Source organism: Streptomyces sp. NPDC018610 (assembly GCF_044391765.1).
Taxonomy (GTDB): Bacteria; Actinomycetota; Actinomycetes; order Streptomycetales; family Streptomycetaceae; genus Streptomyces.
The window spans coordinates 186,502-212,875 of the sequence record NZ_JBISAL010000004.1 but is presented as its reverse complement, the minus strand read 5'-3'; the positions used below and the strand labels follow the sequence as shown (position 1 = coordinate 212,875).

Sequence of the window (26,374 nt, the reverse complement as noted above, 5' to 3'; positions counted from 1 at the left end):
GGATCCAGCTCTTGACCGAAGCCCGCCGGCCGTCGGTCGGATCCCCGTGACCCACGGTCCTCCTTCTTCCGAGGCGGTCACACGCCTGTCGCCCGCTGCACGCGCCCGCCGGCCGAACCCGTGCGCACCGGGAGCGGAGCTCTCCGGCTCGATTCCGTCCGGGAGAGATCCCGCGAGCCACCTCGGCCAAGGGAGGGGCGCCTACACCGTCAGCGCCCTTCCGCCCCGCCCCGCGCCCGCACCACGGCCGGCAGGGACGCACGACCGGCACGGAGGGCACGACCGGCACGGGCGTGTGTGTGGCGGTTTCCGGATACTGACAGGCGGAATACGGGAAGCACGCCTGCCCCGGAACAACCATGGTGGACGGGTGACTTCGACCCAGGAAACGACCCGCCCCCGTGACATCGGCGGCTCTCCCGGACACTGGCGCCGGATGCGGATGTGGGCCACCGCCCATGCCGTCGACGACTTCTACCAGGGCCTCGTGCCCGCCGCCGTCCCCTACTTCGTGCTGGAACGGCACTTCGGCTACGTCGAGGCCTCGGGGCTGGCGCTGGCCGCGACGCTGGGCGGTGCGCTGCCCCAGGTGCCGATCGGGCTGCTGGCCGACCGGCACCGGCTCCGGTGGATGTCGCCGCTGGGGATCAGCCTGGCAGGCATCGGGGCGGGCCTGTCCGGGCTCGTGCCCGCCTATCCGCTGGTGTTCGCGCTGCTGCTGACGGCGGGCGTCGGCATCGCGATGTTCCACCCGCCGGCCGGCCGCGACGCCCGGCGCGCGGCCGGGGGCAGCGCCACCGCGATGAGCTACTTCGCGGCCGGCGGGAGCGTCGGGTTCTTCGTCGGACCGGCACTGGCGACACCGGCCCTGGACACCCTCGGGATCGGCGCGACCGCGCTGTTCATCCCGCCGGCCGTCCTCATGGGCCTCGTCCTGCTGCGTCACCACGACCGCACGCCCGGCGCCACGGCCGAGAAGGTCCGCCGTCACGGCACGGATCAGCCGGGGCGCTTCGCGGCCCTGACCTCCGTGGAGATCGTCCGGTCCACGATCTCGACCGGGGTGAACACCTTCATCTCGCTGTACTGGATCCGGCACCTCGGCGCCGGCAGCGGCCTCGGCGGGACAGCACTGACCCTCGAACTCGGCGGAGGCGTGCTCGGCACCCTGCTCGGCGGACGGCTCGCCGACCGCATCGGCATGGTCCGCACCGTGCAGCTCGGAAACGCCGCCATGCTGCCCGCCCTGTGGCTCATGCTGGCCTGCGACGACAAGTACGCGGCCCTGCCCCTGGCCCTCCTCGTCGGCCTCATCTCGAACATCCCGTTCGCCGTGCTCATCAAGCTCGGCCAGGACTACCTGCCCAGCCGGCCCGGGACCGCCGCCGGTGTCACCCTCGGACTCGCGATGAGCGCCGGAGGCCTCTTCATGCCGCTGCTGGGCGTCGTCGCCGGTCACTACGGCCCGCGAGGCGCGCTCACCGTCCTCGCCACCGTGCCGGTGATCGCGATCCTGCTCTCCACCGCGCTGCGCGAACCGGTCCACGAACCGGAGCCCCCCAGGGCCACCCCCTCGACGACGCATGACCGGCACCGGTGAACACCGATCAGCGCCCGGGGGTCCTCGTCGTCGGCGATCACGTCGATCGGCCCGATGCGAACGGCCACCGGGCCGAGGTGACGCGTCATGAGGAGCGACCCGGGCGGAGCGCGCCCTCCCCGTATCCTGCCTGCTGATGTCCGACATCCGCCACCAGCCCGTCGCGCCGACCAGCACCCAGTCCCGCGTGGGCGGAGACGTCATCGATCGCCACCGTCACGACGACCACCAGCTGATCTACGTCAGCTCGGGCGTCCTCGCGATCCGCACCGAGCACGGCTCCTGGATCGCACCGAACGACCGGGCCCTGTGGATCCCGGCCCACACATGGCACGAACACCGCTTCTACGGCCGCAGCCGCTTCCACACGATCGGCTTCCCGGCCCGGGGCAGACCTCTGTTCGACTCCCGGACACCGGCGGTCATCGCCGTCGACGCGCTCGTACGGGAACTGCTGATCGCCCTCACGAGCCCCACGCTCACCCCCGCTGAGACACGCCACATCGACGCGGTGCTCCGCGACCGGCTGCGGCGTGTCGCGGAGCAGCCGATCACCCTGCCCGCTCCTCAGGACCGGCGCCTGACCGACGCCTGCCACCTGGTGGAAGCCGACCTGAGCCGGCCCTGCTCCCTCGCCGAACTCGCCCGCCGCGTACACACAGGCGAGCGCACGCTGTCCCGCCTCTTCCGCGACGAGTTCAGCATGACCTACCCCCAGTGGCGCACCCGCACCCGCGTCTTCGCCGCCATGGTGATGCTCGCGGAGGGCGCCACCGTCACCGACACCGCCCACGCCTGCGGATGGGCGACGACCAGCGCCTTCGTCGACATCTTCGCCCGGACCACGAACACCACGCCCGGGGCGTACCGGGCAGGCGTGCTCAACCCGCGGGATCGATGAGGAACCGCTGGGACAGCCCTCACACCGCGGTCGTCGGCGGTCACCCTGGATGCCGGAGCGATGCGGTCGGCGCCGACGGAAGCGCGGGCACGGACCTCCGCCTGATCACCGCGTGATCACGAGGCGTCGCGGCTCGATGATCCGTCGCGGCTCGATGATCTCCCGGCCCGCACCCCTCCGGTCGTCGGTGTCCCCGACTGCGCGTGTCCGCGTGGCCTCCTAATGTGGCGACATGAGCGCACAGGGTGAGCCCGAGCAGAGCCCGAGCGGGCCTGTCCGCCCGCTTCTCGACCCCCGGGTCGGCTCCTCGAAGGGCCCCGGAGCGGGCGGGTCCGCCTTCACCGTGATCGTGGCAGCCGCCGCCAATTTCGGCGTCGCCCTGGCCAAGGCCGTCGCCGGCGTCCTCAGCGGTTCCAGCGCGATGCTGTCCGAGGCCGGGCACTCGGTCGCCGACACCGTCACCGAACTGCTCCTGCTGATCGCCCTCAAGCGCAGCAAGAAGCCCGCAGACGACGAACATCCGCTCGGATACGGTCCGGAACGCTACATCTGGGCGCTCCTCGCGTCCGTCGCCACGTTCGTCGGCGGTGGGGTGTTCGCCGTGTACGACGGCATCCGGGCTCTGGCTCAAGGCGAGAAACCCGGAAACCCGCTGGTCTCCTACATCGTGCTCGCGGTCGCCTTCCTGCTGGAGGGTTTCTCCCTGCGCACGGGAGTCAAACAGGCCACCGGGCGGGCCAGACACTTCCGCGTCCCGGTGCTGCGCTACCTGCGGCACACCCCGGACACGGCCGTCAAGGCGGTCGTCATGGAAGACACGGCGGCTCTCGCGGGCCTGGTGCTGGCCGCGCTCGGACTGCTCGGCGGGCAGCTCACCGGATCCGGCGTATGGGACGGAGTCGCCTCCGTCCTCATCGGCCTGCTCCTCGTCGTGGTGGCGTGGGTCCTGGGCCGTGCCAACACCGAGCTCCTCATCGGCCGGGCCCTGCCCGCCCCCGTCCGGGACGCCGTGACCCGCGAGCTGAGGGCCGTCCAGGACATCGACGACGTACTGGAGCTGACGACGATGGTGCAGGGGCCGGGGGAGATCCTCATCGCCGCCAAGGTCGACTTCCGCGACATCTCGACGTCGGATCAGATCGAGCAGGCGTGCGAAGAGGCCGAATCACGCCTCCGAGCCCTGATCCCGGCGGTCAGACGCGTCTACCTCGATCCGACACCGCCCAGGAACACCGACTGACGGCCGCGGCCGCCCCGGCTCCCGTCCGACCGTCCCCTCACGTTCCTGACTCCCGTCCCGATGTGCCGCATCCCCCTGGACATCGCGCGATCTGTGCGCGGCCCTTCCCTTTCGAGCGAGGTGTCGCGACGCCGGAGATCACGTCTGAGGGGTCCCCGTGAGCCGCGGCACGCCCACCCCACGGTGAAACGGGCGACGGACGACAGCCCGCCGGTCGAGGTCACGACGGCCAGCGGTGCCGCGCACGCGCCATGAGCCTGCCGCTGACGGGTCAGTGTGCTGGAGGAAGGGCTGCGGCACGAAGGGCGATCGGCCTGCGGATGCGACAGGGCGACCGAGTACCGTCGGTCGACGGGAGCGGGCGGTCATCGCAGTTGGGCGAAGGCCTGGTCGGCGTCGGCGACGGCTTCGGGGTGTACGTCGTGGGCGGTTCGGCCCTCGGCGATCTTCTGCCAGTTGGTGCGGGCGAGCACCCGTTGGACCGCGATCACCTGGGCCGCTTTCAGCCGTGCCCGGATGTCCGGGCCGGGGTCGAGGGCCCCTGCCAGCGCCTGCTCGTCCTCGAGCATGTACTGCGTGAGGCGTCCCGCCAGGCTCGGCGTGGTGAACACCAGGCGGTGGAACTCCACCACCGCGGGGTGGTCACTGAGGCCGGTGACGGGCTCGTACCGATCGAGGCCCGCCCGGAAGTGCTGGTGCAGGGCCGCCATGGGCGGGACGCCGGGCCGGCGGTCGCGCACGACACGTGCCGCCTCGCCCTGGTGGTCCGCGAACCGGTGCAGCAGCAGGTCCTCTTTGGTGGGGAAGTACCGGAAGAGGGTCGGCTTGGAGACCTCGGCCGCCGCGGCGATGTCGCTGACCGCGACCTGGTCGAATCCGTGCGCCAGGAACAGTGAGATCGCCGCGTCGGCGATGGCGTCACGGGTCCGCGCCTTCTTGCGGGCGCGCAGTCCCGTCGGCTCGATCACGCGACCAGCATAACCTTATTAACTCGGTTTCTTTTTTAACCGAGTAATGGTTTGATGCGTCAGTGACTCAACCAGACATCGCAGACGGTCAGACACCGAGCAGACCGCTTCCACGACGACGAAGGACGACCGCGATCCGCTCGCGCGTGCACGGCACGGCCGGCTCCACGCGCAGGCCCCGGACGCCGGGGAGGCGTTCATGACACGGACCCCGATGCCGCCGGTGCTCGTCACCGGGGCCACCGGCCGGATCGGTCGCGGCGTCGTCGACGAACTCCTCGGCGCGGGCGTGCCGGTCCGCGCCCTCACGCGTCGTGCCGAAGCGGCGGCGACGCTGCCGGCCGGCGTCGAGGTCGTCACCGGTGACCTCACCGTGCCCGCGTCCCTCGACGGGGCGCTGCGGGGCGCCGGCGCCGTCTTCCTCCTCTGGACCGTGCCGCCGACGACCGCCGCGGCCGTCGTCGAGCGTCTGGCGGCCCACACCCGGCGCGTCGTCCTCCTCTCCTCACCGCACCGGACACCGCACCCCTTCTTCCGGCAGCCGAACCCCATGGCGGCGCTCCACGCCGAGATCGAGCGGCTCATCGCGGCCACCGGAGTCGAGTCGACGATCATCCGGCCGGGGATGTTCGCGTCCAACTCGCCGGCCTGGTGGGGGCCCGCCGTCCGCGCCGGCGATGTCGTCCGCTGGCCCTACGGCGCCGCCGAGACGGCGCCCGTCGACGACCGCGACGTCGCGGCCGTCGCGGCACGGACGCTGTACCAGGACGGACACGCCGGCGGCGACTACGTCCTCACGGGCCCCGAGTCGCTGAGCCAGGCAGCGCAGGTGGAGATCATCGGGAACGTCCTGGGCCGCCCGATCAGGTTCGAGGAACTGTCGCCGGACGAGTTCCGCGCCGAGACGGAGGGGAAGGCGCCGCGCGCGGTCGTCGACATGCTGCTCAGCGCCTGGGGCGCGACCTCGGGAAGGCCCGCGTACCTCACCTCCGCGGTGTCCGACGTCCTCGGTGTGCCGCCGAGGTCGTTCTCGCAGTGGGTCGCCGACCACGTCGGCGCGTTCGAGCAGGGCCCGCTCCCGGCGCCCTGAGGGTCGCCTCGTGGCCCTCGCACGGCTCCCTCAGGCCGAGCGGCCGGGCTCCCTCAGGCCGAGCGGCCGATCTCCTCAGCCAGCACCGGGTGGGCGAAGGGAAGGCCGGCCGAGTAGCGGGCGAGTTCGTCCGCCGCGGCGGCGGCCATCCGGTGCAGTTCCCCGCCGAGCGAGCCGGCGATGTGCGGGGTGACCAGGACGTTGGGCAGGTCGTAGAGCGGCGAGTCGCGCGGCAGCACCTCGGGGACGGTGACGTCGAGCACCGCGTTCAGCCGCCCCGTGGTCACCTCCGCGATCAGCGCCTCCTGGTCGAGGAGGGAACCGCGGGAGGTGTTGACGAGGGTCGCCCCGTCCCGCATCAGGGCGAGCCGCCGCCCGTCCAGCAGATGGCGGGTCGAGGGCAGTTCGGGGGCGTGAACGCTCACCACGTCGCTGGCCGCGCACAGTTCGTCCAGCCCGACCGGGCGGGCCCCGAGGGCACGCGCCTCCTCCGCGTCCACGTACGGGTCGTGGAGCAGCAGGCGCAGGTCGTGCGGGCGCAGCAGTTCCAGGACGCGGCGGCCGATGCGGGAGGCGCCGACGATGCCGACCGTGCGCCCGTAGTTGCCGACGTGGGCGTAAGCGGCCTGCCAGTCGTACGGGTCGCCGCGGCGGGCGCGGTAGTCCTCCCGGATCCGCAGCAGTTCCTTGTTGGCGAGGAGGATCACGGCCACCGTGTACTCGGCGACGGGCAGGGCGTTGGCCCAGGCCGCCGAGGTCACCTGGATGCCGCGCCGCCAGCAGGCGTCGGTGATGTGATGCTTGACCGATCCGGCGGCGTGGATGACGGCGCGCAGCGCGGGCGCGCGGGTGAGCACCTCCTCGTCCAGGGGCGGGCAGCCCCAGCTGCTGACGATGACCTCGGTGTCGCGCAGCGCCTCGATCGCCCGCGGGTCGGTGAAGTCGTCGACGACGAGGGCCGGGTCGAGGTCGGCGAGGGTGGTGAGCCGGTCCAGGGTCGCCGGGTCGATCAGCCGTGCGGCGAGGTCGGTGTGCATGGCCAGCAGGGCGCGCGGACGCCGTCGCCCGGAGGGGGCGGAGGGAGCCGGGATCGGCTGCGCGGCGGGGGCGGTCGGGGGGTTGGACACTCGGTTCTCCGGTGCGGGTGCGGCAGGGGCGGACGTCACTTCACGCTCCCTGCGGTGAGGCCGGCCTTCCAGTGGCGTTGCAGCGCGACGAAGGCGACGACCAGCGGGACGATGCCGAGCAGGGAGCCGGTGACGACCAGCGGGTAGTACTCGGGAAAGGCGTGGGTCTGGGTGTTCCAGCTGTACAGGCCGAGACTGAGGGGGAAAAGGCGGTTGTCGGACAGCATCACCAGAGGGAGGAAGAAGTTGTTCCAGATGGCGGTGAACTGGAACAGGAAGACGGTGACGAAGCCGGGCATGACCATCGGCAGGCCCACCGACCAGAAGGTCCGCAGCTCGCCGGCGCCGTCGATGCGGGCGGCCTCCAGCACCTCGCCGGGCACGTATCCGGCGCAGAAGACCCGGGCCAGGTAGACCCCGAAGGGGTTGACGAGGCTGGGCACGAAGACGGCCCAGAAGGTGTTGACGACGCCCAGCTTCGAGGCCAGCAGATACATGGGCAGGGCGAGCGCGGTGGTGGGCACCAGCACGCCGAGCAGCACCAGGCCGAAGAGCTGCTCCTTGCCGGGGAAGCTGTAGACGTGGAAGGCGTACCCGGCGCAGACGCACACCAGCGCGCACAGCACGGCGCCGATCCCGGCGTACAGCAGGGAGTTGACGTACCAGCGGACGTAGATGCCGTCGCCGGCGGTGAACAGGGCGTGCAGGTTGGCGCCGAGGTGCCAGGTGGAGGGGGTCAGGGTGCGGCCGCCGAGCAGGTCGCCGGTGTTCTTGGCGGCGGCGGTCAGCAGCCAGCCCAGCGGCAGCAGGGTGTAGGCGGTGGCCAGCACCAGGACGCCGTTGACGGCGGCCTTGGACAGCGACCAGGGGCGGCCCGCGGTGCGGCGGGAGCCGGGGCGTGCGGTGGCGGTGCTCATGCGGCGCTCTCCGTTCGGTGCGCGGTCCGGCCCTTCCGGCCCTCGCCCCGGCCGCGGGTGGCCCGGGTGACGACGAAGGAGAGCACGGCGGCGGCCAGCGCGAGCAGCACGGAGGAGGCGGCCGCGAGTCCGTAGTCGTGCCGCTCGAAGGCCGCGGTGTAGGCGTACATGTTGGGGGACCAGGCCGAGACGACGCTGGGTGTGGTGCCGTGCAGGATCATCGGCTCGGTGAACAGCTGGAGCGAGCCGATGACGGTGAACAGGCCCACGACCGCGAGCGAGGAGCGGATCAGGGGGACCTTGATGCTGAGCGCGGTGCGCAGCGGCCCGGCGCCGTCGACGACGGCGGCCTCCAGCACCTCGCGCGGGACGGCCTGGAGCGCGGCGAAGAAGATGACCATGTTGTAGCCGGTCCACTCCCACACCGCCATGTTGACCACGGCCGCCAGCGGATGGCCCAGCAGGTCGGCCTGGGCGCCGATCGAGTCGAGCGCTCCGATCACCGGGCTGATGCCGGGCGTGTAGAGGTACACCCAGATCAGGGCGGCGATGGTGCCGGGCACCGCGTGCGGCAGGAACAGGGCGAGCTGGAAGAAGCGGCGGGCCCTGACCAGGGCGGAGTCCAGCAGCAGGGCCAGCACCAGGGCGAGGCCGATCATGAGCGGGATATAGAGCAGGCAGTACTCGGCGAGGTTGACGAAACCGCCGCGGAAGGCGGCGTCGCCCAGCGCCCTGGTGTAGTTGCCGAGTCCGGTGAAGACGGTCTCGCTGCCGCCGAAGCCGAGACCGGAGCGGTGTTCGGCGTAGAGGCTGAGGTGGACGGCGTAGCCGATCGGTATCAGGGTGGCGCCGGTGAACAGGACGAAGAACGGGGTGAGCAGCACGGCGGGCGCCCCGTACCGCCTCCGCCGTCGCGGGGCGGCGGCGGTCCGGGAGGGTGCGGTGTCCACGTCGGCCGGGCGGGTGGCCGCCGGAGAGGTCGGAGTCACCGTGCGGAGACCTTCAGGCCGCGGTTCTTCAGTTCGGTGACGGTGTCCTTCTGCGCGGCGGCGAGTGCCTGGGCGAGGGTGCCGGAGTGGTCGGCGAGCTTGCCGAAGGAGTCCTTGAGGGAGTTGTTGGTGACGCCCATCGCCGGGCCCCAGGTCCACTTCTGTCCGATGGTGCGCGCGGCCCCCTGGTAGACGGCGTAGACGTCCTGCCCGCCGTAGAACTCGGCCTTGAACGCCTTCGCGGCGACCGGCACCAGGTCCGGGTCGGCCGGGTAGGTGGAGGAGTCGCCGGAGGAGATCCGGGCCTGGATGCCCTTCGAGGTGGTCGTGGCCCAGGTGGCGAACTCGACGGCGGCCTCCGCCTTGTCGCTGTCCTTGGAGACGGCGAAGGTGGTGCCGCCGAGCATGCCGCTGGCGGCGCCGTTCCAGGAGGGCAGCGGGGCGACGGCCCACTTCCCGGCCTGGTCCTCGGGCAGGGTGCCCTTGAGCACGCCGCCGCTCCAGGAGGCGCCGAGGTAGCCGGCGGTCCGGCCCTTCTGCAGCGAGGCGGTCCACTGCTGGCTGAACGACGGTTCGACCCGGACCAGGTCGTCGTCGATCATCTTCTGCCAGTAGTCGGCGGCCTTCTCGGTCTTGGGGCCGTCCAGGTCCACCTGCCAGGTGTCGCCGGAGGTGCCGAACCACTGGGCGCCGGCCTGCCAGGCCATCGCCTCGAAGGTGGTCGGGTCGTCGGGGAAGAAGGTGGCGATACGGCTTCCGGGATCCGCCTGCCTCAGCTTCACGGCGTCGGCGCGGAACTCCTCCCAGGTGGTGGGGGCCGCCGTGATGCCGGCCTTGGCGAACAGGTCCTTGCGGTAGTAGAAGACCTGCGGTGCGGCGTCCAACGGCAGCGCGTACGTGGCGCCGCCGAGGGTGGTCAACCGCACGGCCTGCGGGAGGTACTCGGCCTTCAGATCGGCGTCGACGTACTTGCTGATGTCCTGTACGGCGCCCTGGCTGACGAAGTCCGGCAGCTGCGGGTACTCGACGTTGAACACGTCGGGGGCGTTGCCGGCCTTGGCCGCGTTGGACAGCTTGGCGTAGCCGCCGGCCGCGCCGGAGGGGATCTCCTCGTAGCTGACGTGGACGTTCTTGTGGGAGGCGTTGAAGGCGTCCACCACTTGTCTCGTGCCCTTGGCCCAGCCCCAGAACGTGATGTCGACGGGCTTGTCCGAGCCCGTCGACGTGTCCTTGCCGTCGCTGCCGCAGGCGGCGAGGAGGGTGGCGGAGAGGGCGGCCGCGGTGAGCGCGGCGGCGGCACGCAGGGTTGTGCGACTACGGGCGGGGGCAGCGGACATGGCTCGGCTCCTGAGGAACGGGACGGTCGGATGTGCCCGGTGAGGCGCCGGCGAGGAGGTCGGCCGGACGCCGAGGCCATGGGGCACCGGCTGGCCCACATCTTGGGAGTACCTCAGGTCGAAGTCAACACTGTTGGATCGAACGATCGCATCCGATCAGAGCGACGGCGGCGTATCTTCTGCATTCGCCCAGTAATGTTCTCCCCTCCCGCCACTGATCCGTATCATTCGATCGGTCGTATTGACGAACGATCTGACGGCTCCTAGATTCGGGATCCCCTGAGCAAGGAGCCGCCGCCATGTCGCGCATCCCCTTCCCGCCCGAGGACCGCTCGCTCAGCGCGTACACCGGCTGGGGGCGCGCCCACTGGGAGGCGGCCGCGGACGGGCTGCTCACCGCGGCGCTGCGGCACGCTGGCCCGCACCACGCCCTGATCAACCTGCCCGGCCCGCGCCCGAGCCGGTCCGGTCCCCGCTCGGACGGCCTGGAGGGCTACGCCCGTACGTTCCTGATGGCCGCCTTCCGGGTCGCGGGCGCCGACGGTCAGGATCCGCCGGGTCTGCTCGACCGGTACGCCGAAGGGCTGGAGGCGGGCACGCGTTCCCCCACGGCGCTGCGGGAGGTGACCGACCGTGACCCGGTCTCCTGGCCGGCCGTCACCGACCGCGGACAGGCCATGGTGGAGGCGGCCTCGATCGCGCTCGCCCTCCGTCTGACCCGGCCCTGGCTGTGGGACGGCCTGTCCCCGCGGACCCGCGAGCGGGCCGCCGACTGGCTCGCCGGCGCGCTGCGTCACACCCCCGTCGACAACAACTGGTGGCTGTTCCAGGTCACCGTCGGCGGTTTCCTCGCCGAGACGGGCCACCACGTGAGGGCCGCCGAGGAGGCCGTGCGCCGGGGACTGGACAGGATCGAGCGGTGGTACACGGGTGACGGCTGGTACACGGACGGCCGCCCGCGCGCGTTCGACCACTACAACGGATGGGCCTTCCACCTCTACCCCGTCCTCCACGCCCACCTGTCCGACGACGCGCGGGCGCTGGACCGCTACGGCACCCGCCTCGCGGACCACCTGGAGCAGTACACGCGCACCTTCGGCGGCGACGGCGCGCCGCTGCACCAAGGGCGTTCCCTCACCTACCGGTTCGCCTCCACCACCGCGCTGTGGGCCGGCGCTCTGACCGGCCGCGGCCCGCTCGCTCCGGGCGCCACCCGACGGCTCGCCTCCGGCACCCTGCGCTACTTCCTCGACCGCGAGGAGGTGCGTGCCGACGGCCTGCTCACGCTCGGCTGGTTCGGCCCCTGCCCGCCGTTGGTGCAGTCGTACTCGGGGCCCGCCTCGCCCTACTGGGCGAGCAAGGGTTTCCTCGGTCTGCTGCTGCCGCCCGGGCATCCGGTGTGGACCGAGGCGGAGGAGCCCGCGCCCGCCGAACGCGCCGACTCCGTACTCCCGTTGGCCGGTCCGGGCTGGCTGGTGCAGTCCACCGCGGCGGACGGGCTCGTACGCGTCCACAACCACGGCAGCGACAACCAGCCCGAGGACGAGGTCCTGGCGGACGATCCGCTGTACGCGCGTCTGGCGTACTCCACCGCCACCGCACCGGCCTTCGCGGAAACGGCCGACAACCACTTCGCGCTGGTGGTCGACGGCGAGGCGAGCGAGCGCGGCCGGATCACGCCGCTGGGCACCGGAGAGAACTGGGCGGCCTCGGCCCACCGGCCCCGGGCCGGCGGCGTCGAACTGCCCGGTGTCCGCGTCACCTCGCTGGTGTTCGCCGCCGGCGCGCAGGAGGTCCACGCGCACCTGGTCACGGGGGCCACCGTGGGAGCCACGGTGCGCCACACCGGGTGGGCCGCGGCCGGCGACGCGGTCCGGACGTCGGTGACCGACGCCTCGGCGCGGGTGCGGGTCACCGGGCGGCCGCTGGTCTCCGAGGCGGTCGCCCTGCACGGTTTCACCGACGCGACGGTCATGACGCCGGAGGACGGCACCGCGTTCGGGCCCGCGGCCGCGTTCCCCGCCCTGACCGGCACGGTCACGGCGGCGGAGTGCCTGTTCGTCTCCGTGCTGCGGCTGAGCGGCGCCGACGCCGGCGGCGCCGAGCGGCCCGACGCCGGCGTCGCCGAAGGGACCCACGTCGGCGTCACGGTGCGGCGCTCGGCGACCGGGCACCGGCTGCTCGTGCAGTGGCCCGACGGCGGCCGGTGCGAGGCGCTGATCCGCTCGGGTGCCGTGGCCGTCACGCGGGACGACACTGACGGGCGGGGCGACAGCTGACGGGCCGGTCCGGCTCCCTCCGCTCGGCGCCTCCCGGACCGGCGGGTCCGAGCGGAGGAAGGCGCGGACAGGCATCCGGTGGACCGGCGCCCGACGGACCGGCGGCCCGTCGACCGACGGACCGGCGGCCGACGGGCCCGCGGCCGTGCCGGAGCCTTACAGGCCGGGTCCGTTGTCCGCCCCGCGGTTCGGCTTGGCGGTGGCGGAGACCGGGGCGCCCCAGTAGTCGCGTCCGCCGTTGTCCGCGACGACACCACCGTTGCCCAGCGCCGGCGAGGTCGCCCTCAGCCGGTAGCCGACGGCCGAGTCGAGGGTGTCGCCGCCCGTCCCCGGAGCCACGAACAGCGGGTCGCCCACGATGCCGTTGGCGGTGGGCCGCGGTACGCCCTGGAAGACGTTCCACTGCCAGGAGACGCCGGCTCCCGTGGGCAGCCGTGAATCCTCGCGGGCCACCCAGATGTTGTTCTCCAGCAGCGAGTTCGCGGGGACGGTGACGTCGAGCTTCCTGCCGGGGCAGTGGACGACGTTGCCGTAGAAGCGCAGGGCCGAGCGCCCGCCGCCGGCGCCGACCATCCGGCAGTCGTTCTGCGAGATGTTGTAGCGCACCACCTCGGTGGCCCCGCCGACGGTGCCGCAGCCGTCGCAGTCGAGGAAGAGACCGCCGGCGTTGTCCCGGCTGAGGTTGTACTGCACCGTGCAGGTGCCGGTGTTGCCCCAGTCGCAGTCGAAGGCCTCGCTGTCGTAGGCGGACATGACACTGCCGTGGACGACGTTCTTCTGGATGACCGCGTCGTGGTCGCCGAGCACCCAGATCCCGGCGAAGTTGCCGCCCGTCCACGGGTAGGCGCCGGTGCCGAGGTCGGCGGCCGTGTTGTACTCGATCAGCGGGGACTCGGCGTAGGAGACGATGATGCCGTCGCCGCCGACCTCGCTGACGGTGTTGTGGTCGACGTGGACGTTCTGGCCGAGACGGGTGTTGACGGTGCCGGTGCGGACCTTGATCCCGCCGCCGCCGCAGTCGCTGACGCGGGTGTTGTGGACGTGGACGTCACTGAGCAGGGAGCCGGCGCCGGACGCGCCGGTGCGGATGCAGGCGGACAGGGAGAAGGCGGTGGCGTGGGCGGCCTTGTCGGTCTGGCCGGCGACCCTGTCGACGATGAGCCCGTCGATGTCGAACCCGGAGTGCGTCCGGCCGTCCGTGGACTCGATCAGCAGTCCCTGGCGCTGGGCCGTGTCGGCGGCCGGATCGGTCAGTTCGATCGCCTTGACGGTCCAGTGGTCCTGGTCGGTCAGACGCAGCGCGTTCTCGGCGCCGTCCGCGTCGACGACCGGGGCGGCGCCGGGGCCGTAGGGGACGATCAGGACGGGTGCGGCGGCGGTGCCGCTGCCCTTCGGCGCGAGCGTGCCGTGGCAGGTCATGCCGGAGGCCAGGGCCAGCGTGTCACCGGGCCGGAACGTCAGGGCGTTCACGGAGGCCAGGTCGTTGTACGGCTCGTCCGCGGAGCCGGTGCCGTTGTGCGGGCGTGAGCAGTCCAGGTGGACGGTGACGGGCGAGCCGGGAGCGGCCGTGGCGGTGGTGAGCGCGGCGGCCGGGGTGCCGGTGAAGGCGGTGATCGCGGCCACCGCTGCGGCGGCCAGGGCGGTGGCCCGCGTCCCGGCTCTCCTGCGGTCGGTCATGGCGGTGCCCTTCTGCGCGGGGTTCGGGAGGCCAGAAGCTAGGATCGGCGATCCATCACGTCAACACATATGAACTATTCGATCGAATTCCGATCAGAAGAGGCTCGACTGAGGAGGCGTGATCTCCGGTCCTCGCGCCGGGCGAGGGTCGGCGCCATGTGCGCTGCGCCCACCCCAAACACCTTGTCCCACCAGGGGTTTCGAGGCCGACACCGAGGTCGGGCGTCCGCGCGGGCCGGAGTCGGTCGACTGCTGAGCAGTAGATCAACGACGTATCGAATGATAAAGTCGGGGGCGAGTCGGACCGGCCAGGAAGGGACCGTCATGTCGATCGCCGCTGACGAGCGCAGGACGCGGATCCTCGAGATCGTGCGGAAGCTCGGCACGGTGCGGGTGACCGACCTCGCGGACCGTCTGGACCTTCCGACGGTCACCGTGCGCCGGGACGTCGCGGCCCTAGCCGAGACCGGCCTCGTCCGCCGCTCCCACGGTTCCGTCTCCCGGCCCGAGACGGGCGCCGCCGCCCCGGCGGACGCCCGCACCATGGGGCTGATCGTGCCCACGGTGAGCCACACCGTCAGCCAGTACTTCGACGAGGTGATCGCCGGGGCGCGCGCCGCGGCCGCCGACGCCGGGGCGCATCTGGTGCTCGGCATCTCCTCCTACACGCCCGGGGCCGACCGGGCCCAGGCGGAACAACTGCTCAAGTCGGGGGCCGAGGGGCTGATGCTCACCCCCAACTGGATGACCGGGAACGAACCCGAGGACCGGCTCTGGGTGCACGATCTGCCGGTGCCGACCGTGCTGGTGGAGCGCAGGGCCGCGGCCGGCGACCCCGCCGTGGAACTCGACTCCGTCAGCTCCGACCACCACCACGGCGTGCTGCTCGCCCTGCGTCATCTGGCCGCGCTCGGCCACGACAGCGTCGTCCTCGCCGCCCGCTGCGACACCTGGACGGCGATGAAGGTGCGCAGCGGCTACACCGAGGCGTGCGAGGCGCTCGGACTGACGCCGCAGCCGGTGATCGACGTCGAGGATCCCGCCACGGCTCCCGAGGCGGTGGCCCGGCGACTCGCCGACGCCGTCGGGAACGGGGTGCGGGCGGCACTCGTGCACAACGACCAGGACGCCATCCAGCTTCCGGCGCTGTTGCGCGCGCGGGGCCTGTCCGTGCCCGAGGACCTGGCGCTGATCAGTTACGACGACGTCTTCGCGGCGCTCGGCGCACCGCCGCTGACCGCCGTCGCCCCGCCCAAGCGGGCCGTCGGCTCCGCCGCCGTCGACCTTCTCCTGCGCCGGCTGCGGCACGGGCACTCCCTGCCGGTCCACCGCCTCGAACTGCTCCCCGAGCTGAAGGTGCGCGCCTCGTGCGGCGGGGCGGCGTCCGCCTGAGGCGCGTGCGCCGCAGCCGGACGGCGCCCCGCCGCACCGCGTGAGCCGCACCGAGACCGGCGGTTCCGCGCGCCACACGACACATACACGCCGGTGACGGCGGCGGCGATCGCACCGCCTCGGTCTCGTTCCCCGTCCCGGCCCGGCTCCGTCCCGCCAAGGTCCGCCCGAGCCCGTTCCCGTTCCCGTCCCGTCCTCCCCAGCCGGACCCGGGTCCACCGGGCCGCCCGACACGTCACGGAGAACCTCATGTTCCAGGTGTCCCCCGAGGGCTTCACTCTCGACGGGCGTCCCATGCGCCTGCTCTCCGGCGCCCTGCACTACTTTCGGGTGCTGCCCGAGCAATGGCCGCACCGGTTGCGGATGTTGCGTGCGCTGGGCCTGAACACCGTGGAGACGTACGTGCCGTGGAACCTGCACGAGCCACGTCCGGGCCGGTACGACTTCGACGGGCCGGCCGATCTGGACGCCTTCCTGCGCGCCACCCGCGACGCCGGACTGCACGCGATCGTCCGCCCGTCGCCCTACATCTGCGCCGAGTGGGAGAACGGCGGCCTGCCCTGGTGGCTGCTGGCCGATCCCGAGGTGCGCGCGCTGCGCTGTCAGGATCCGGCCTATCTCGCGCACGTCGACCGCTGGTACGACGAACTGATCCCGCTCCTGGTGCCGCACCAGGCGTCCCGGGGCGGCAACGTGCTGATGATGCAGGTGGAGAACGAATACGGCTCCTACGGGACGGACACCGGCTACCTGGAACACCTGGCGGACGGGCTGCGGGCACGGGGCGTCGACGTGCCGCTGTTCACCTCGGACGGACCGGAGGACTTCTTCCTGACCGGCGGTACGCTCCCCGCGCACCTGGCCACCGTCAACTTCGGCAGCCGCGCCACGCAGGCCTTCGACCGCCTGGCGCGGCTGCGGCCGCAGGACCCGCCGATGTGCGCGGAGTTCTGGTGCGGCTGGTTCGACCACTGGGGCACCGAGCACACGGTCCGCGACGCCCGGGAGGCCGCCGAAGCGCTGGCGGAGACGCTCGGCGCCGGCGGCTCGGTGAACCTCTACATGGCGCACGGCGGCACCAACTTCTCCACCTGGGCGGGCGCCAACACCAAGGACCCCGCCACCGGTGAGGGCTACCTGCCGACGGTCACCTCGTACGACTACGACGCGCCGATCGACGAACGGGGCGCCGTCACCGAGAAGTTCGAGCGGTTCCGCGAGGTGCTGGCGCCGTACGCCGGCGGACCGCTGCCCGAACCGCCGCCCGCCGCACCGCTGCTGCCGCCCGGGCGGGTGGCGCTGACCGAGTCGGTGCGGCTCTTCGACGTCCTCGACCGTCTCGCGGCCGAGGAGGTACGGGCGCCGCAGCCGCCGTCCTTCGAGGAACTGGGCATCGGCCACGGGCTGGTGCTGTACGGCACCCGCATCCCCGGGCCCCGCGAACCGTACCCGCTGTCCGTGCACGGACTCGGCGACCGTGCCCATGTCTTCGTCGACGGGCGCCCGGCGGGCGTGCTGGAGCGGGACGCCGTCGAGTCGCTGCCCGGCCTCTCCGTCCCCGGGACGCACGCGCGCCTGGAACTGCTCGTGGAGTCGATGGGCCGCGTGAACTACGGCAGCGGCCCCGTCGACCGCAAGGGCGTCCGCCGGGTGCTGCACACCCAGCAGGTGCTGCACGGCTGGACGGCGCGGGCCGTGGAACTCGGCCACGGCACACCCCAGGGACTGCCCTGGGGCGCCGGGGCCGACAGCGGTGCCGGACCCGTCTTCCACCGGGGGTTCCTCGACGTGGCCGAACCGGGCGACGCATACGTGGCGCTGCCCGGTCTGCGCAAGGGCTACCTGTGGGTCAACGGCTTCTGCCTGGGGCGTCACTGGCAGGATCGGGGCCCCCAGCGCACGCTGTACCTGCCGTGGCCGCTGCTGCGGCCGGGCCGCAACGAGATCGTCGTCCTGGAACTGGACGGCGCCCAGGAGCCCGCCGCGGAACTGCGCCGCACCCCGGAACTGGGCTGAAGGAGAGGTGGGGCTCCGGTCCCATCCGGTCGGCCTGGCCGAGGCCGTCGTCGTGACAGGCGCGCGGACGCCGTGCGGGCACGGTCACCCCCACCTCGCCCGGCACGGTGGTCCCGTCGTCCTCGGCTGTGCCGCCGTGCACAGGCGTTCGGCCGCGCGCGACGACGCGTCCCGGATGCCGCGCCCGCGCGGCTGCGCCAGAATGCGGCTCGGGACGACAAGACCGCGACGGGCGGAGTGAGCGGACCGCAGCGGGGTACCCGCGGCTGCGTTCAGCGAGCGCATCGGGGAAGGCAGAGGTGATGGGCGTACGCACGTGGATCGACTCCTGGCCGGTCTACCGACAGCTCAAGGGCACCGACCCCCTGGGCCGCGGCGCCGCAGCCAAGAGCGGGCCCAGCTCACGGCTCACCCCCCGGGTGGCCTCCGCCGACCGGGTGGTCAAGTCCGTCTGCCCGTACTGCGCGGTGGGCTGCGGCCAGAACATCTACGTCGAGGAGGGCCGCGTCACCCAGATCGAGGGCGACCCCGACTCCCCCGTCTCCCGCGGCCGGCTGTGCCCGAAGGGCTCGGCGAGCCTGCAGCTCACCACGGGCGGCGCGCGTGAGCACCACGTGCTCTACCGGCGGCCGTACGGCGCCGAGTGGGAGCGGCTCGATCTGCACACCGCGATGGACATGATCGCCGACCGGGTGATCAAGGCCCGGCGGGCCGGCTGGCAGTGGGAGGTCGACCAGACCCGGACGCGGCGCACGCTCGGCATCGCCAGTCTGGGCGGGGCCACGCTGGACAACGAGGAGAACTACCTGATCAAAAAGCTGTTCACCGCGCTGGGAGCGGTGCAGATCGAGAATCAGGCACGTGTTTGACACTCTTCCACCGTTCCCGGTCTGGGAACCTCGTTCGGCCGCGGCGGCGCGACCACCTTCCAGCAGGACCTGCAGAACTCGGACTGCATCGTCATCCAGGGCTCGAACATGGCCGAGTGCCATCCGGTCGGGTTCCAGTGGGTGATGGAGGCCAAGGCCCGCGGCGCGAAGGTGATCCACATCGACCCGCGGTTCACCAGGACCAGCGCGCTGGCCGACGTGCACGTGCCGCTGCGCGCGGGCTCGGACATCGCCTTCCTCGGCGGCGTCATCAACCACGTCCTGAGCGCTGACAAGTACTTCCGTGACTACGTGGTGGCCTATACCAACGGTCCTATGATCCTCCGGGAGGACTTCCGCGACACCGAGGACCTCGACGGCGTCTTCTCCGGCCTCGACACCGACAGCCGCAGCTACGACAACAGCTCCTGGCAGTACGAGGGCACCGAGATGCAGGCCGCCTCGGGCGAGCGCGACCTGGAGTACGACAAGCGCACCAAGGGCGGCAGCACCGTGACGGAGGCGGCCCGCGGCGAGGCCCACGGCTCGGGCGGCGCCGACATCGGCCGGGGCGAACCCGAACGGGACGAGACGCTGACCCACCCGCGGTGTGTGTTCCAGGTGCTCAAGCGGCACTACGCCCGCTACACACCCGAGGTGGTCGAGGAGGTCTGCGGCGTGCCGCGGGACCTGTTCCGCCAGGTGTGCGAACTGGTCACGGAGAACTCCGGACGGGACCGGACGACGGCGTTCGCCTACGCCGTCGGCTGGACCCAGCACACGGTGGGCGTGCAGTACATCCGGGCGGCGAGCGTGCTGCAGAGCCTGCTGGGGAACATCGGCCGGCCGGGCGGCGGCATCCTCGCCCTGCGCGGCCACGCCTCCATCCAGGGGTCGACGGACATCCCCACCCTGTTCAACCTGCTGCCCGGGTACATCCCGATGCCGCACGCCCACCAGCAGCAGGACCTGGACTCCTTCGTCGAGGCCGAGGCGGCCCGCAAGGGCTACTGGGGCAACATGCGCTCGTACCTGGTGAGCCTGCTCAAGGCCTACTGGGGCCCGGCCGCCACCTCGGACAACGACTTCTGCTTCGACTACCTGCCGCGGCTGACCGGCTCCCACTCCACCTACGAGACGGTGATGGCCCAGTTGGAAGGGACCTGCAAGGGCTACTTCCTCATGGGCGAGAACCCGGCGGTCGGCTCGGCCAACGCCAAGATGCAGCGCCTCGGCATGGCCGCGCTGGACTGGCTGGTCGTCCGCGACTTCTCCCTCATCGAGTCGGCGACCTGGTGGAAGGACGGCCCGGAGATCGAGACCGGGGAGCTGCGCACCGAGGACATCGGCACCGAGGTGTTCTTCCTGCCGGCCGCCGCTCACACCGAGAAGGACGGCAGCTTCACCAACACCCAGCGGCTGCTGCAATGGCACCACCAGGCCGTCCAGCCGCCCGGCGAGTCGCGCAGCGACCTCTGGTTCACCTTCCACCTCGGCCGGATCATCCGGGAGAAGCTGGCCGCGTCCACCGATCCCATGGACCGGCCCGTGCTGGATCTGACCTGGGACTACCCCACGAAGGGCGAACACGTCGAGCCGGACGCGGAGGCCGTCCTCGCCGAGATCAACGGCCACGACGCCGAGGGGAACCCGCTGAGCTCGTACGAGCAGCTGAGCGACGACGGGTCGACGGCCTGCGGCTGCTGGATCTACTGCGGGGTCCACGCGGACGGCGTCAACCAGGCGGCGCGTCGCAAGCCGGGCGAGCAGCAGAACTGGGTCGCGAACGAGTGGGGCTGGGCCTGGCCCGCCAATCGCCGCATCCTGTACAACCGTGCCTCGGCCGATCCGGACGGAAGGCCGTGGAGCGAGCGCAAGGCCCTGGTGTGGTGGGACGAGGACGAGGGCTCCTGGACCGGCCACGACATCCCCGACTTCAAGGCGGACAAGTCCCCCGACCACGAGCCGCCCCCGGACGCGGAGGGACCCGAGGCGCTCACCGGGACGGACGCGTTCATCATGCAGGCGGACGGCAAGGCGTGGCTGTACGTGCCGTCCGGCGTCACCGACGGTCCGTTGCCCACCCACTACGAGCCGCAGGACTCGCCCTTCCCGAACCTGTTGTACACCCAGCAGCGCAATCCGGTACGGCAGTTGCTGCCGCCGCACCCGGACAACCGCTACCAGCCCAGCGGCACGGAACCCGGCTCGGAGGTCTTCCCCTACGTCGCCACCACCTACCGGCTCACCGAGCACCACACCGCGGGCGGCATGTCCCGCTGGCAGCCGTACCTCGCGGAGCTCCAGCCGGAGTTCTTCTGCGAGGTGTCGCCCGAACTGGCCGCCGAACGCGGGCTGGAGCACACCGGCTGGGCGACGATCGTCAGCGCGCGCGGGGTGGTCGAGGCGCGGGTGCTGGTCACCGACCGCATGGCGCCCCTCGATGTGCAGGGCCGGCGGCTGCACCAGGTGGGCCTGCCCTATCACTGGGGCCCGAACGGCTACACGACCGGCGACGCCGCGAACGAGCTGCTGCACATGTCCCTGGACCCGAACACCCACATCCAGGAGACCAAGGCGTTCGCCGTCGACGTCAGGCCGGGCCGCCGCCCGAGGGGACCGGCCGCGCCCGAGCTGGTGCGCGCCTACCGGATCCGGGCCGGCATCGACGAGAACACCGGCACCGAGCCCTGAGGAGGACCCCAGGCGCGGGCGTCGGCACGCGGCGGGGCGACGGCGTCATGGAGCGGTCGGGCAGCGGTCGGGCGTCCACGAGGACACGTCGGCCGCCGGTCGCCGTGAACGCCCGCGCCCCGATCGTCGCCGTCGGCCGATGACGGCGGGCCCGCCCCGTCGCGCACGGCCGCTCGGGGACCTCCGTCGCGGGCCGTGGTCGTCGTGAGCGGGCTGCCCGGGTTCACAGATGGACGGGCGGGTTGCCGGAACAGGTGAAGTACGGCGTGCCCGTGGTCGTGCCGGCGGTCGAGGTCAGCGCGCACAGGTACGAGGCCGCTTTGCCGCCCACGGAGGTGAGGCCGCCGCCGGTGTCGCCGTCGCCGGCGTGCGCGGGTGCCGCCAGGGCAGCGGCGGCCAGGACCAGCACGGCGGAAGTGATCGTCTTTCGCATACCTACTGCAACGATCACGGGGACTGGAGGGCACGTCGGCCGCGGGCGTCCCGATCACGGCGACGGGCGGGGCCGGGACCGGCCGGTCCCATCGACGGCTTCCTCGGGCACGGGCCCGCCTTTCCGGCCCGCGCCGCGGCGCGGGCCTCCGCACGGGACGACTGCGCCCCCGTGCGCTCAGTCGATGCAGAACTCGTTGCCCTCGATGTCCAGCATCGGGATGCACGAGTCGGTGCCGTCGTACAGCGTCCGCACGTGTACCGCGCCGAGCGGGACCAGTCGCGCGCGTTCGGCCTCGAGTGCGGCGAGGCGTTCCTCGCCCACGAGTCCGGTGCCGACCCGCACATCGAGGTGCACCCGGTTCTTGGCGGCCTTGCCTTCGGGGACGCGCTGGAAGTACAGCCGCGGCCCCGCACCCGAGGGGTCCACGCAGGCGAACCACGCGTCCCGCTCCTCCGGCGGCCGCGAACGCCAGTAGTCGTCCCAGGTGGCGCGCCCCTCCGGCGGCGACGGTACGACATACCCCAGCACCTCGCACCAGAAGCGGGCGAGACGCTCGGGTTCCGCGCAGTCGAAGGTGACCTGGAACTTCCTGATCGCTGACATCGGGGCACCGTACCAAGGGGATTCGGGACCGCGCCGCTGTTTTTCCGGCTCGCGGGACCGGGGCCGGGGCCGGGCGGGATGCGCACGGTCGGCATCAGGGGGCGGGCTCCGTCGCCCGCGCCACATAGGTGTGCGGGGCGTCATCGTCGGAGGCGGCGGCCCGGTGTCCGGGCGCCGATGCCCTTAACGCGGGTGTCCGTGCGGGCCCCCGCCGCTCCGAAGGACGCGCCGCCGGTCAGTGGTCGCCGGCGAGTTCGCCGCTGAGCCTGCCGTGCAGGCGGGCGCTGGAGTCGTTCAGGCCGACGATCTCGACGCTCTTGCCCCGCTGGGCGTACTTGGTCTCGATCGCGTCGAGCGCGGCGACGGAGGAGGCGTCCCAGACGTGAGTGCCGGTGAGGTCGATGACGACCTCGGCGGGGTCGCCGGCGTAGTCGAACCGGGTGACCAGGTCGTTCGAGGAGGCGAAGAAGAGCTGGCCGGTCACGGCGTAGACGACCTGGGCGCCGTCCGGGTCGGTGACCGAGGTGACCTCGGTGAAGCGGGCGACGCGCCGGGCGAAGACGATCATGGCGATGAGGGAGCCGACCACGACGCCGATGGAGAGGTTGCCGGTGGCCACCACGACGATCACGGTGATCACCATCACGGCGGTCTCACCGACCGGCATCCGCTTGAGCGTGGCCGGCTTGACCGAGTGCCAGTCGAAGGTGCCGACCGAGACCAGGACCATCACGGCGACGAGGGCCGCCATGGGGATCCGGGAGACGACCGGTCCGAGCCCGATGCACAGGACGAGCAGGAAGAACCCGGCGAGGAAGGTCGACAGACGGGTCCGGGCGCCGCTCTTGACGTTGATCATGGTCTGGCCGATCATGCCGCAGCCGCCCATGCCGCCGAAGACGCCGGTCACGATGTTGGCGATGCCCTGGCCGATCGCCTCACGGGCCTTGTTCGAGTGGGTGTCGGTGAGCTCGTCGACCAGTTTCGCGGTCATCATCGACTCCATGATCCCCACCAGCGCCACGGCGAAGGCGTACGGGGCGATCACGGCGAGCGTGTGCGGGGTGAACGGCACGTCCGGGAGGCCGGGGACGGGGAGGGAGGAGGGCAGCCTGCCCTTGTCGCCGACGGTCGGCACCGCGATCCCGGCGGCCACCGTGATCACGGTGAGGGTCGTGATGGCCACCAGCGGCGCGGGGACCGCCCGGGTCAGCTTCGGGAACAGGACCATCAGGAGGAGGCCGGCGGCCACGAGCGGGTAGACCGCCCAGGGCACGTCCCGCAGATTGGGGATCTGCGCCGTGAACAGCAGGATGCCCAGCGCGTTGACGAAGCCGACCATGACGCTGCGCGGCACGAACCGCATCAGCTTGGCGACGCCGAGCGCGCCGAGGATCACCTGGAAGATGCCGGCCAGGATGACGGTGGCGATGAGATAGCCGAGGCCGTGGGCACGGACGACGGGCGCGACGACGAGGGCGACCGCGCCGGTGGCCGCGGAGATCATCGCGGGCCGGCCGCCGACGAAGGCGATCACCATGGCCATGGTGCAGGCGGCGTAGAGCCCGACCTTCGGGTCGACACCGGCGATGACGGAGAAGGAGATCGCCTCCGGGATCAGGGCCAGACCGACGACCAGCCCCGCCAGCGTCTCGGTGCGCAGCACCTTGGCAGACAACCAGGAGGGCCTGTCGGGCCCGCGCAGAAGGCCTGCGGGCACGAGGCGGGAGGAGGAGACGGAGGCAGGCAAGGGTGTTCGACCTCGGATTCGGGCGCACCGGCGCGGCGGGGCACGAGGATGGAGCACGGGATGCCGGGCGGCAGGCCGTGGTCGGCCCGCTCGGTTCAGGGGCGGGCCGCGAGTCTTCGCGGGAGTGGGGGGCGGAGCGGGCGGATCACCCGGCTCAGGGGTCAGGGGTCACGGCGGGCAGACGCCCGCCTCGGGCATCATGGTCTCGCGCACGTGTGTCTCCCGGGGCGTCGCTGTCCTGCCGAAGACGGCATCGGCCCCGGCACGGCAGTGCGGGGCAGCAGACCGCCGCCCCGCCCGCACGACTCTACCCTAACGTTAGAGTAGAGATCGATGAGGCAGTCGCGAGAACCGCTCGCGGCACGGGAAAGGCTGGAACGACGGACGTGGACGGCACCTACATGCAGATCGGCGAGGTCGCCGCGCGCACCGAGCTGTCCCTGCGCACCATCCGCCACTACGAGGAGACCGGACTCGTCATCCCCTCGGCCCGCTCGCAGGGGGGCTTCCGCCTCTACACCGAGACCGACGTCGCCCGCCTCATGGTCATCCGCCGCATGAAGCCGCTCGGCTTCACGCTGGACCAGATGCGCGACCTGCTGGACGCCACCGATCGCCTCGACGCCTCCCCCGCCCCGGCAGACGAGGAACGGGAGGCCCTGCTCGCCCGTGTCCGCCGTTACGAGCGGACCGCGGCCGAGCAGATCGACACATTGCGCACCCGGCTCTCCCGCGCCGAGGACTTCGCCCAGACCCTCCGCGCCCGCCTCGCCCGCGAGGCCGCCACGGGCCGCACTCCCGAGCCCCGGACCGCACTCGAGCGGCCCACTCCCTGACCGGGGCGCTCGACGCGGGCGCGCGGGAGAGTGCGACGTCCGGCGGTCACGTTCGGCTTCCGCCGGGTCCGGCCTTCCGTGCGCCGTGGCGGATCCAAGGCCAACGGACGACGCAGGCCACCACGGGAGCGCCGAGCATGGACAGCATCCACAGCCCGACGCTGGCCGGCGAATAGACGTAGTACTGCCACCGGTCCGGCAACAGCGCCGGCAGGAGCACCAGGACGACCAGCGTCACCCAGGTCGCGATCCAGGTGAGCACCAAGCGCGCCACGACGACCATGCATCCCCCCGCACCGAACCCACCCCGGTTTGAACGTGTTCAATATAGCGGGGGCGGGGCGGCGGTGGGTCCGGCGGTCACCAGAGGGCCGGCACGGCAGCGACCACGGGGCACGGCAGCGACCACGCCCCAGGGGCCGTGAGGCTCTCAGTCGAGGCAGAATTCGTTGCCCTCGATGTCCCGCATCACGATGCAGGACTCGTTGTCGTCGTCGGCGGGCAGTACACGCTCGCACTCCGCGCCGAGCGCGACCAGTCGGTCGCATTCGGCCTGGAGCGTGGCCAGGCGTTCCTCGCCCACGAGTCCGGTGCCTGCCCGCACATCGAGGTGCACCCGGTTCTTGGCGACCTTGCCTTCGGGAACGCGCTGGAAGAACAGCCGTGGGCCCACACCCGTGGGATCGACACATGCGAACCGTGAACCCTGGTGCTCAGGCGGCAATGAGCCGTCGAACTCCTTCCAACTGGCGAACCCCTGCGGCGGCGGCGGAACGACGTACCCCAACACCTCACACCAGAAACGGGCGACGCGCTCGGGATCCGCGCAGTCGAAGGTGACCTGGAACTGCTTGACCGATGCCATCGGGTCACCGTAGCAGGGGGAATCCGCTGAGCAACTCCCTTTCGCGGGCCCCCCGCAGGGGTCCGCGAAAGCGGCACGTCGATGTCCATGACGGCCGCCTCAGGCGCTTCAAACCGGCGCGTGAGGCATGCCGGCGGCCCGCGGCGGCGGACGGCTGCGTCCTCGCACCCCCGGGAGCCGTTGTGTCGTCGGCCGGCGCGGGCAGCATGCTCTCGGCACCGCGAGTGAGGAGGCCGGTCATGGCCAGTGAGTTCCAGCGGAACAAGCTTCAGGCGATGTTCGACGCGTTCGATGTGGACGGCAACGGCTGTCTGGAGGAGGGGGACTTCGTGGCGTTGGCCGACCGCTGGGCGCGGTTGCCCCGTGTCGAGCCCGGATCGGAGCTGGCCGGACGGGTGAAGGACGTCATGCTGGGATGGTGGCGGCACCTGTCGGCGGCGGTCGACACCGATCAGGACGGCCGCGTCGACATGGACGACATCCTCTCCATGGTGGACCGGCTGCCGGCCATGCCCGAGCAGGTCACCGCCACCGCCGACACCATCTTCGACGCCGTGGACGAGAACGGCGACGGCCGGATCTCCCGCACCGAGCACCAACGGCTCGTCGACACCTGGCACGGGCGGAGCGTGCGCACCGGAGACGTCTTCGACCGTCTCGACCAGGACGGCGACGGATATCTCAGCCGTCCCCAATTCGCCCTGCTGTGGACCCAGTTCTGGACCAGCGACGACCCGGGAGAGCCCGGCAACCTGCTGTGCGGGCCGCTCCCCCGCGCGGCCGGCTGA

General features: G+C 72.0%; 21 protein-coding genes. 10 read left to right on the top strand and 11 right to left on the bottom strand.

Annotation, left to right across the window (positions count from 1 at the left end; genetic code table 11):
* The first annotated feature begins 370 nt into the window (after nt 1-370).
* From ACH5A8_RS12795 to ACH5A8_RS12785, 3 genes are all read left to right on the top strand, one after another.
* Nucleotides 371-1,600, top strand: a complete 1,230-nt coding sequence (locus ACH5A8_RS12795; protein ID WP_399000999.1) for an MFS transporter — start codon at nt 371-373, stop codon at nt 1,598-1,600.
* Between the two features lie 136 nt (nt 1,601-1,736).
* Complete coding sequence (locus tag ACH5A8_RS12790) at nt 1,737-2,501, top strand: helix-turn-helix domain-containing protein (RefSeq protein WP_399000997.1); 765 nt, start codon at nt 1,737-1,739, stop codon at nt 2,499-2,501.
* Nucleotides 2,502-2,733: 232 nt separating this feature from the next.
* Nucleotides 2,734-3,741, top strand: a complete 1,008-nt coding sequence (locus tag ACH5A8_RS12785; protein WP_399000995.1) for a cation diffusion facilitator family transporter — start codon at nt 2,734-2,736, stop codon at nt 3,739-3,741.
* 365 nt (nt 3,742-4,106) lie between these two features.
* On the opposite strand, the gene ACH5A8_RS12780 is transcribed toward ACH5A8_RS12785, so the two are convergent.
* Nucleotides 4,107-4,709 (bottom strand): TetR/AcrR family transcriptional regulator, encoded by a 603-nt coding sequence (locus ACH5A8_RS12780; protein ID WP_399000993.1) that lies wholly within the window; start codon nt 4,707-4,709, stop codon nt 4,107-4,109.
* A gap of 199 nt (nt 4,710-4,908) precedes the next feature.
* On the opposite strand from ACH5A8_RS12780, the gene ACH5A8_RS12775 reads away from it, so the two are divergent.
* Nucleotides 4,909-5,799 (top strand): NAD(P)H-binding protein, encoded by an 891-nt coding sequence (locus ACH5A8_RS12775; RefSeq protein WP_399000991.1) that lies wholly within the window; start codon nt 4,909-4,911, stop codon nt 5,797-5,799.
* Nucleotides 5,800-5,852: 53 nt separating this feature from the next.
* Here ACH5A8_RS12775 and ACH5A8_RS12770 read toward each other — a convergent pair whose 3' ends face one another.
* From ACH5A8_RS12770 to ACH5A8_RS12755, 4 genes are all read right to left on the bottom strand, one after another.
* Complete coding sequence (locus tag ACH5A8_RS12770) at nt 5,853-6,836, bottom strand: hydroxyacid dehydrogenase (protein ID WP_399001494.1); 984 nt, start codon at nt 6,834-6,836, stop codon at nt 5,853-5,855.
* 125 nt (nt 6,837-6,961) lie between these two features.
* Nucleotides 6,962-7,843, bottom strand: a complete 882-nt coding sequence (locus ACH5A8_RS12765; RefSeq protein ID WP_399000989.1) for a carbohydrate ABC transporter permease — start codon at nt 7,841-7,843, stop codon at nt 6,962-6,964.
* The gene (locus ACH5A8_RS12760) at nt 7,840-8,832 is read right to left on the bottom strand and encodes a carbohydrate ABC transporter permease (RefSeq protein WP_399000987.1); all 993 of its coding nucleotides are present in this window, start codon (nt 8,830-8,832) and stop codon (nt 7,840-7,842) included. The genes ACH5A8_RS12765 and ACH5A8_RS12760 overlap by 4 nt, the downstream gene beginning before the upstream one ends.
* Nucleotides 8,829-10,169: an ABC transporter substrate-binding protein gene (locus ACH5A8_RS12755; protein ID WP_399000985.1), complete on the bottom strand. Its 1,341-nt coding sequence runs from the start codon at nt 10,167-10,169 to the stop codon at nt 8,829-8,831. Before ACH5A8_RS12755 ends, ACH5A8_RS12760 begins: the two co-directional genes overlap by 4 nt.
* 299 nt (nt 10,170-10,468) lie before the next feature.
* Between ACH5A8_RS12755 and ACH5A8_RS12750 the strand changes: the two genes are divergently transcribed.
* Nucleotides 10,469-12,448, top strand: coding sequence for a DUF2264 domain-containing protein (locus ACH5A8_RS12750; protein WP_399000983.1), 1,980 nt, complete (start codon nt 10,469-10,471; stop codon nt 12,446-12,448).
* A gap of 156 nt (nt 12,449-12,604) precedes the next feature.
* On the opposite strand, the gene ACH5A8_RS12745 is transcribed toward ACH5A8_RS12750, so the two are convergent.
* Complete coding sequence (locus tag ACH5A8_RS12745) at nt 12,605-14,125, bottom strand: right-handed parallel beta-helix repeat-containing protein (protein ID WP_399000981.1); 1,521 nt, start codon at nt 14,123-14,125, stop codon at nt 12,605-12,607.
* Nucleotides 14,126-14,449: 324 nt separating this feature from the next.
* On the opposite strand from ACH5A8_RS12745, the gene ACH5A8_RS12740 reads away from it, so the two are divergent.
* From ACH5A8_RS12740 to fdh, 3 genes are all read left to right on the top strand, one after another.
* Nucleotides 14,450-15,517, top strand: a complete 1,068-nt coding sequence (locus tag ACH5A8_RS12740) for a substrate-binding domain-containing protein (protein ID WP_399000979.1) — start codon at nt 14,450-14,452, stop codon at nt 15,515-15,517.
* Between the two features lie 249 nt (nt 15,518-15,766).
* On the top strand, nt 15,767-17,533 hold the full coding sequence (locus tag ACH5A8_RS12735; RefSeq protein WP_399000977.1) for a beta-galactosidase: 1,767 nt from the start codon (nt 15,767-15,769) through the stop codon (nt 17,531-17,533).
* A gap of 302 nt (nt 17,534-17,835) precedes the next feature.
* On the top strand, nt 17,836-21,096 hold the full coding sequence (gene fdh / locus ACH5A8_RS12730) for a formate dehydrogenase (RefSeq protein WP_399000975.1): 3,261 nt from the start codon (nt 17,836-17,838) through the stop codon (nt 21,094-21,096).
* Nucleotides 21,097-21,319: 223 nt separating this feature from the next.
* Here fdh and ACH5A8_RS12725 read toward each other — a convergent pair whose 3' ends face one another.
* The 3 genes from ACH5A8_RS12725 to ACH5A8_RS12715 all read right to left on the bottom strand — a co-directional run bounded on the left by ACH5A8_RS12725 (nt 21,320) and on the right by ACH5A8_RS12715 (nt 23,885).
* Nucleotides 21,320-21,529 carry a hypothetical protein gene (locus ACH5A8_RS12725; protein WP_399000973.1) on the bottom strand — a complete coding sequence of 70 codons (210 nt, stop codon included), beginning with the start codon at nt 21,527-21,529 and terminating at the stop codon, nt 21,320-21,322.
* 177 nt (nt 21,530-21,706) lie between these two features.
* On the bottom strand, nt 21,707-22,135 hold the full coding sequence (locus tag ACH5A8_RS12720) for a VOC family protein (protein ID WP_399000971.1): 429 nt from the start codon (nt 22,133-22,135) through the stop codon (nt 21,707-21,709).
* A 235-nt stretch (nt 22,136-22,370) separates the two neighbouring features.
* Complete coding sequence (locus ACH5A8_RS12715) at nt 22,371-23,885, bottom strand: SulP family inorganic anion transporter (RefSeq protein ID WP_399000969.1); 1,515 nt, start codon at nt 23,883-23,885, stop codon at nt 22,371-22,373.
* Between the two features lie 386 nt (nt 23,886-24,271).
* On the opposite strand from ACH5A8_RS12715, the gene ACH5A8_RS12710 reads away from it, so the two are divergent.
* Nucleotides 24,272-24,721 (top strand): MerR family transcriptional regulator, encoded by a 450-nt coding sequence (locus ACH5A8_RS12710; RefSeq protein ID WP_399000967.1) that lies wholly within the window; start codon nt 24,272-24,274, stop codon nt 24,719-24,721.
* A 46-nt stretch (nt 24,722-24,767) separates the two neighbouring features.
* Here the strand turns inward: ACH5A8_RS12710 and ACH5A8_RS12705 are convergent, their stop codons facing one another.
* On the bottom strand, nt 24,768-24,995 hold the full coding sequence (locus ACH5A8_RS12705; protein WP_399000965.1) for a hypothetical protein: 228 nt from the start codon (nt 24,993-24,995) through the stop codon (nt 24,768-24,770).
* Nucleotides 24,996-25,151: 156 nt separating this feature from the next.
* Nucleotides 25,152-25,586: a VOC family protein gene (locus ACH5A8_RS12700; protein WP_399000963.1), complete on the bottom strand. Its 435-nt coding sequence runs from the start codon at nt 25,584-25,586 to the stop codon at nt 25,152-25,154.
* A gap of 239 nt (nt 25,587-25,825) precedes the next feature.
* On the opposite strand from ACH5A8_RS12700, the gene ACH5A8_RS12695 reads away from it, so the two are divergent.
* A complete protein-coding gene (locus ACH5A8_RS12695) occupies nt 25,826-26,374 on the top strand; it encodes an EF-hand domain-containing protein (protein ID WP_399000961.1) in 549 nt (182 codons plus the stop codon).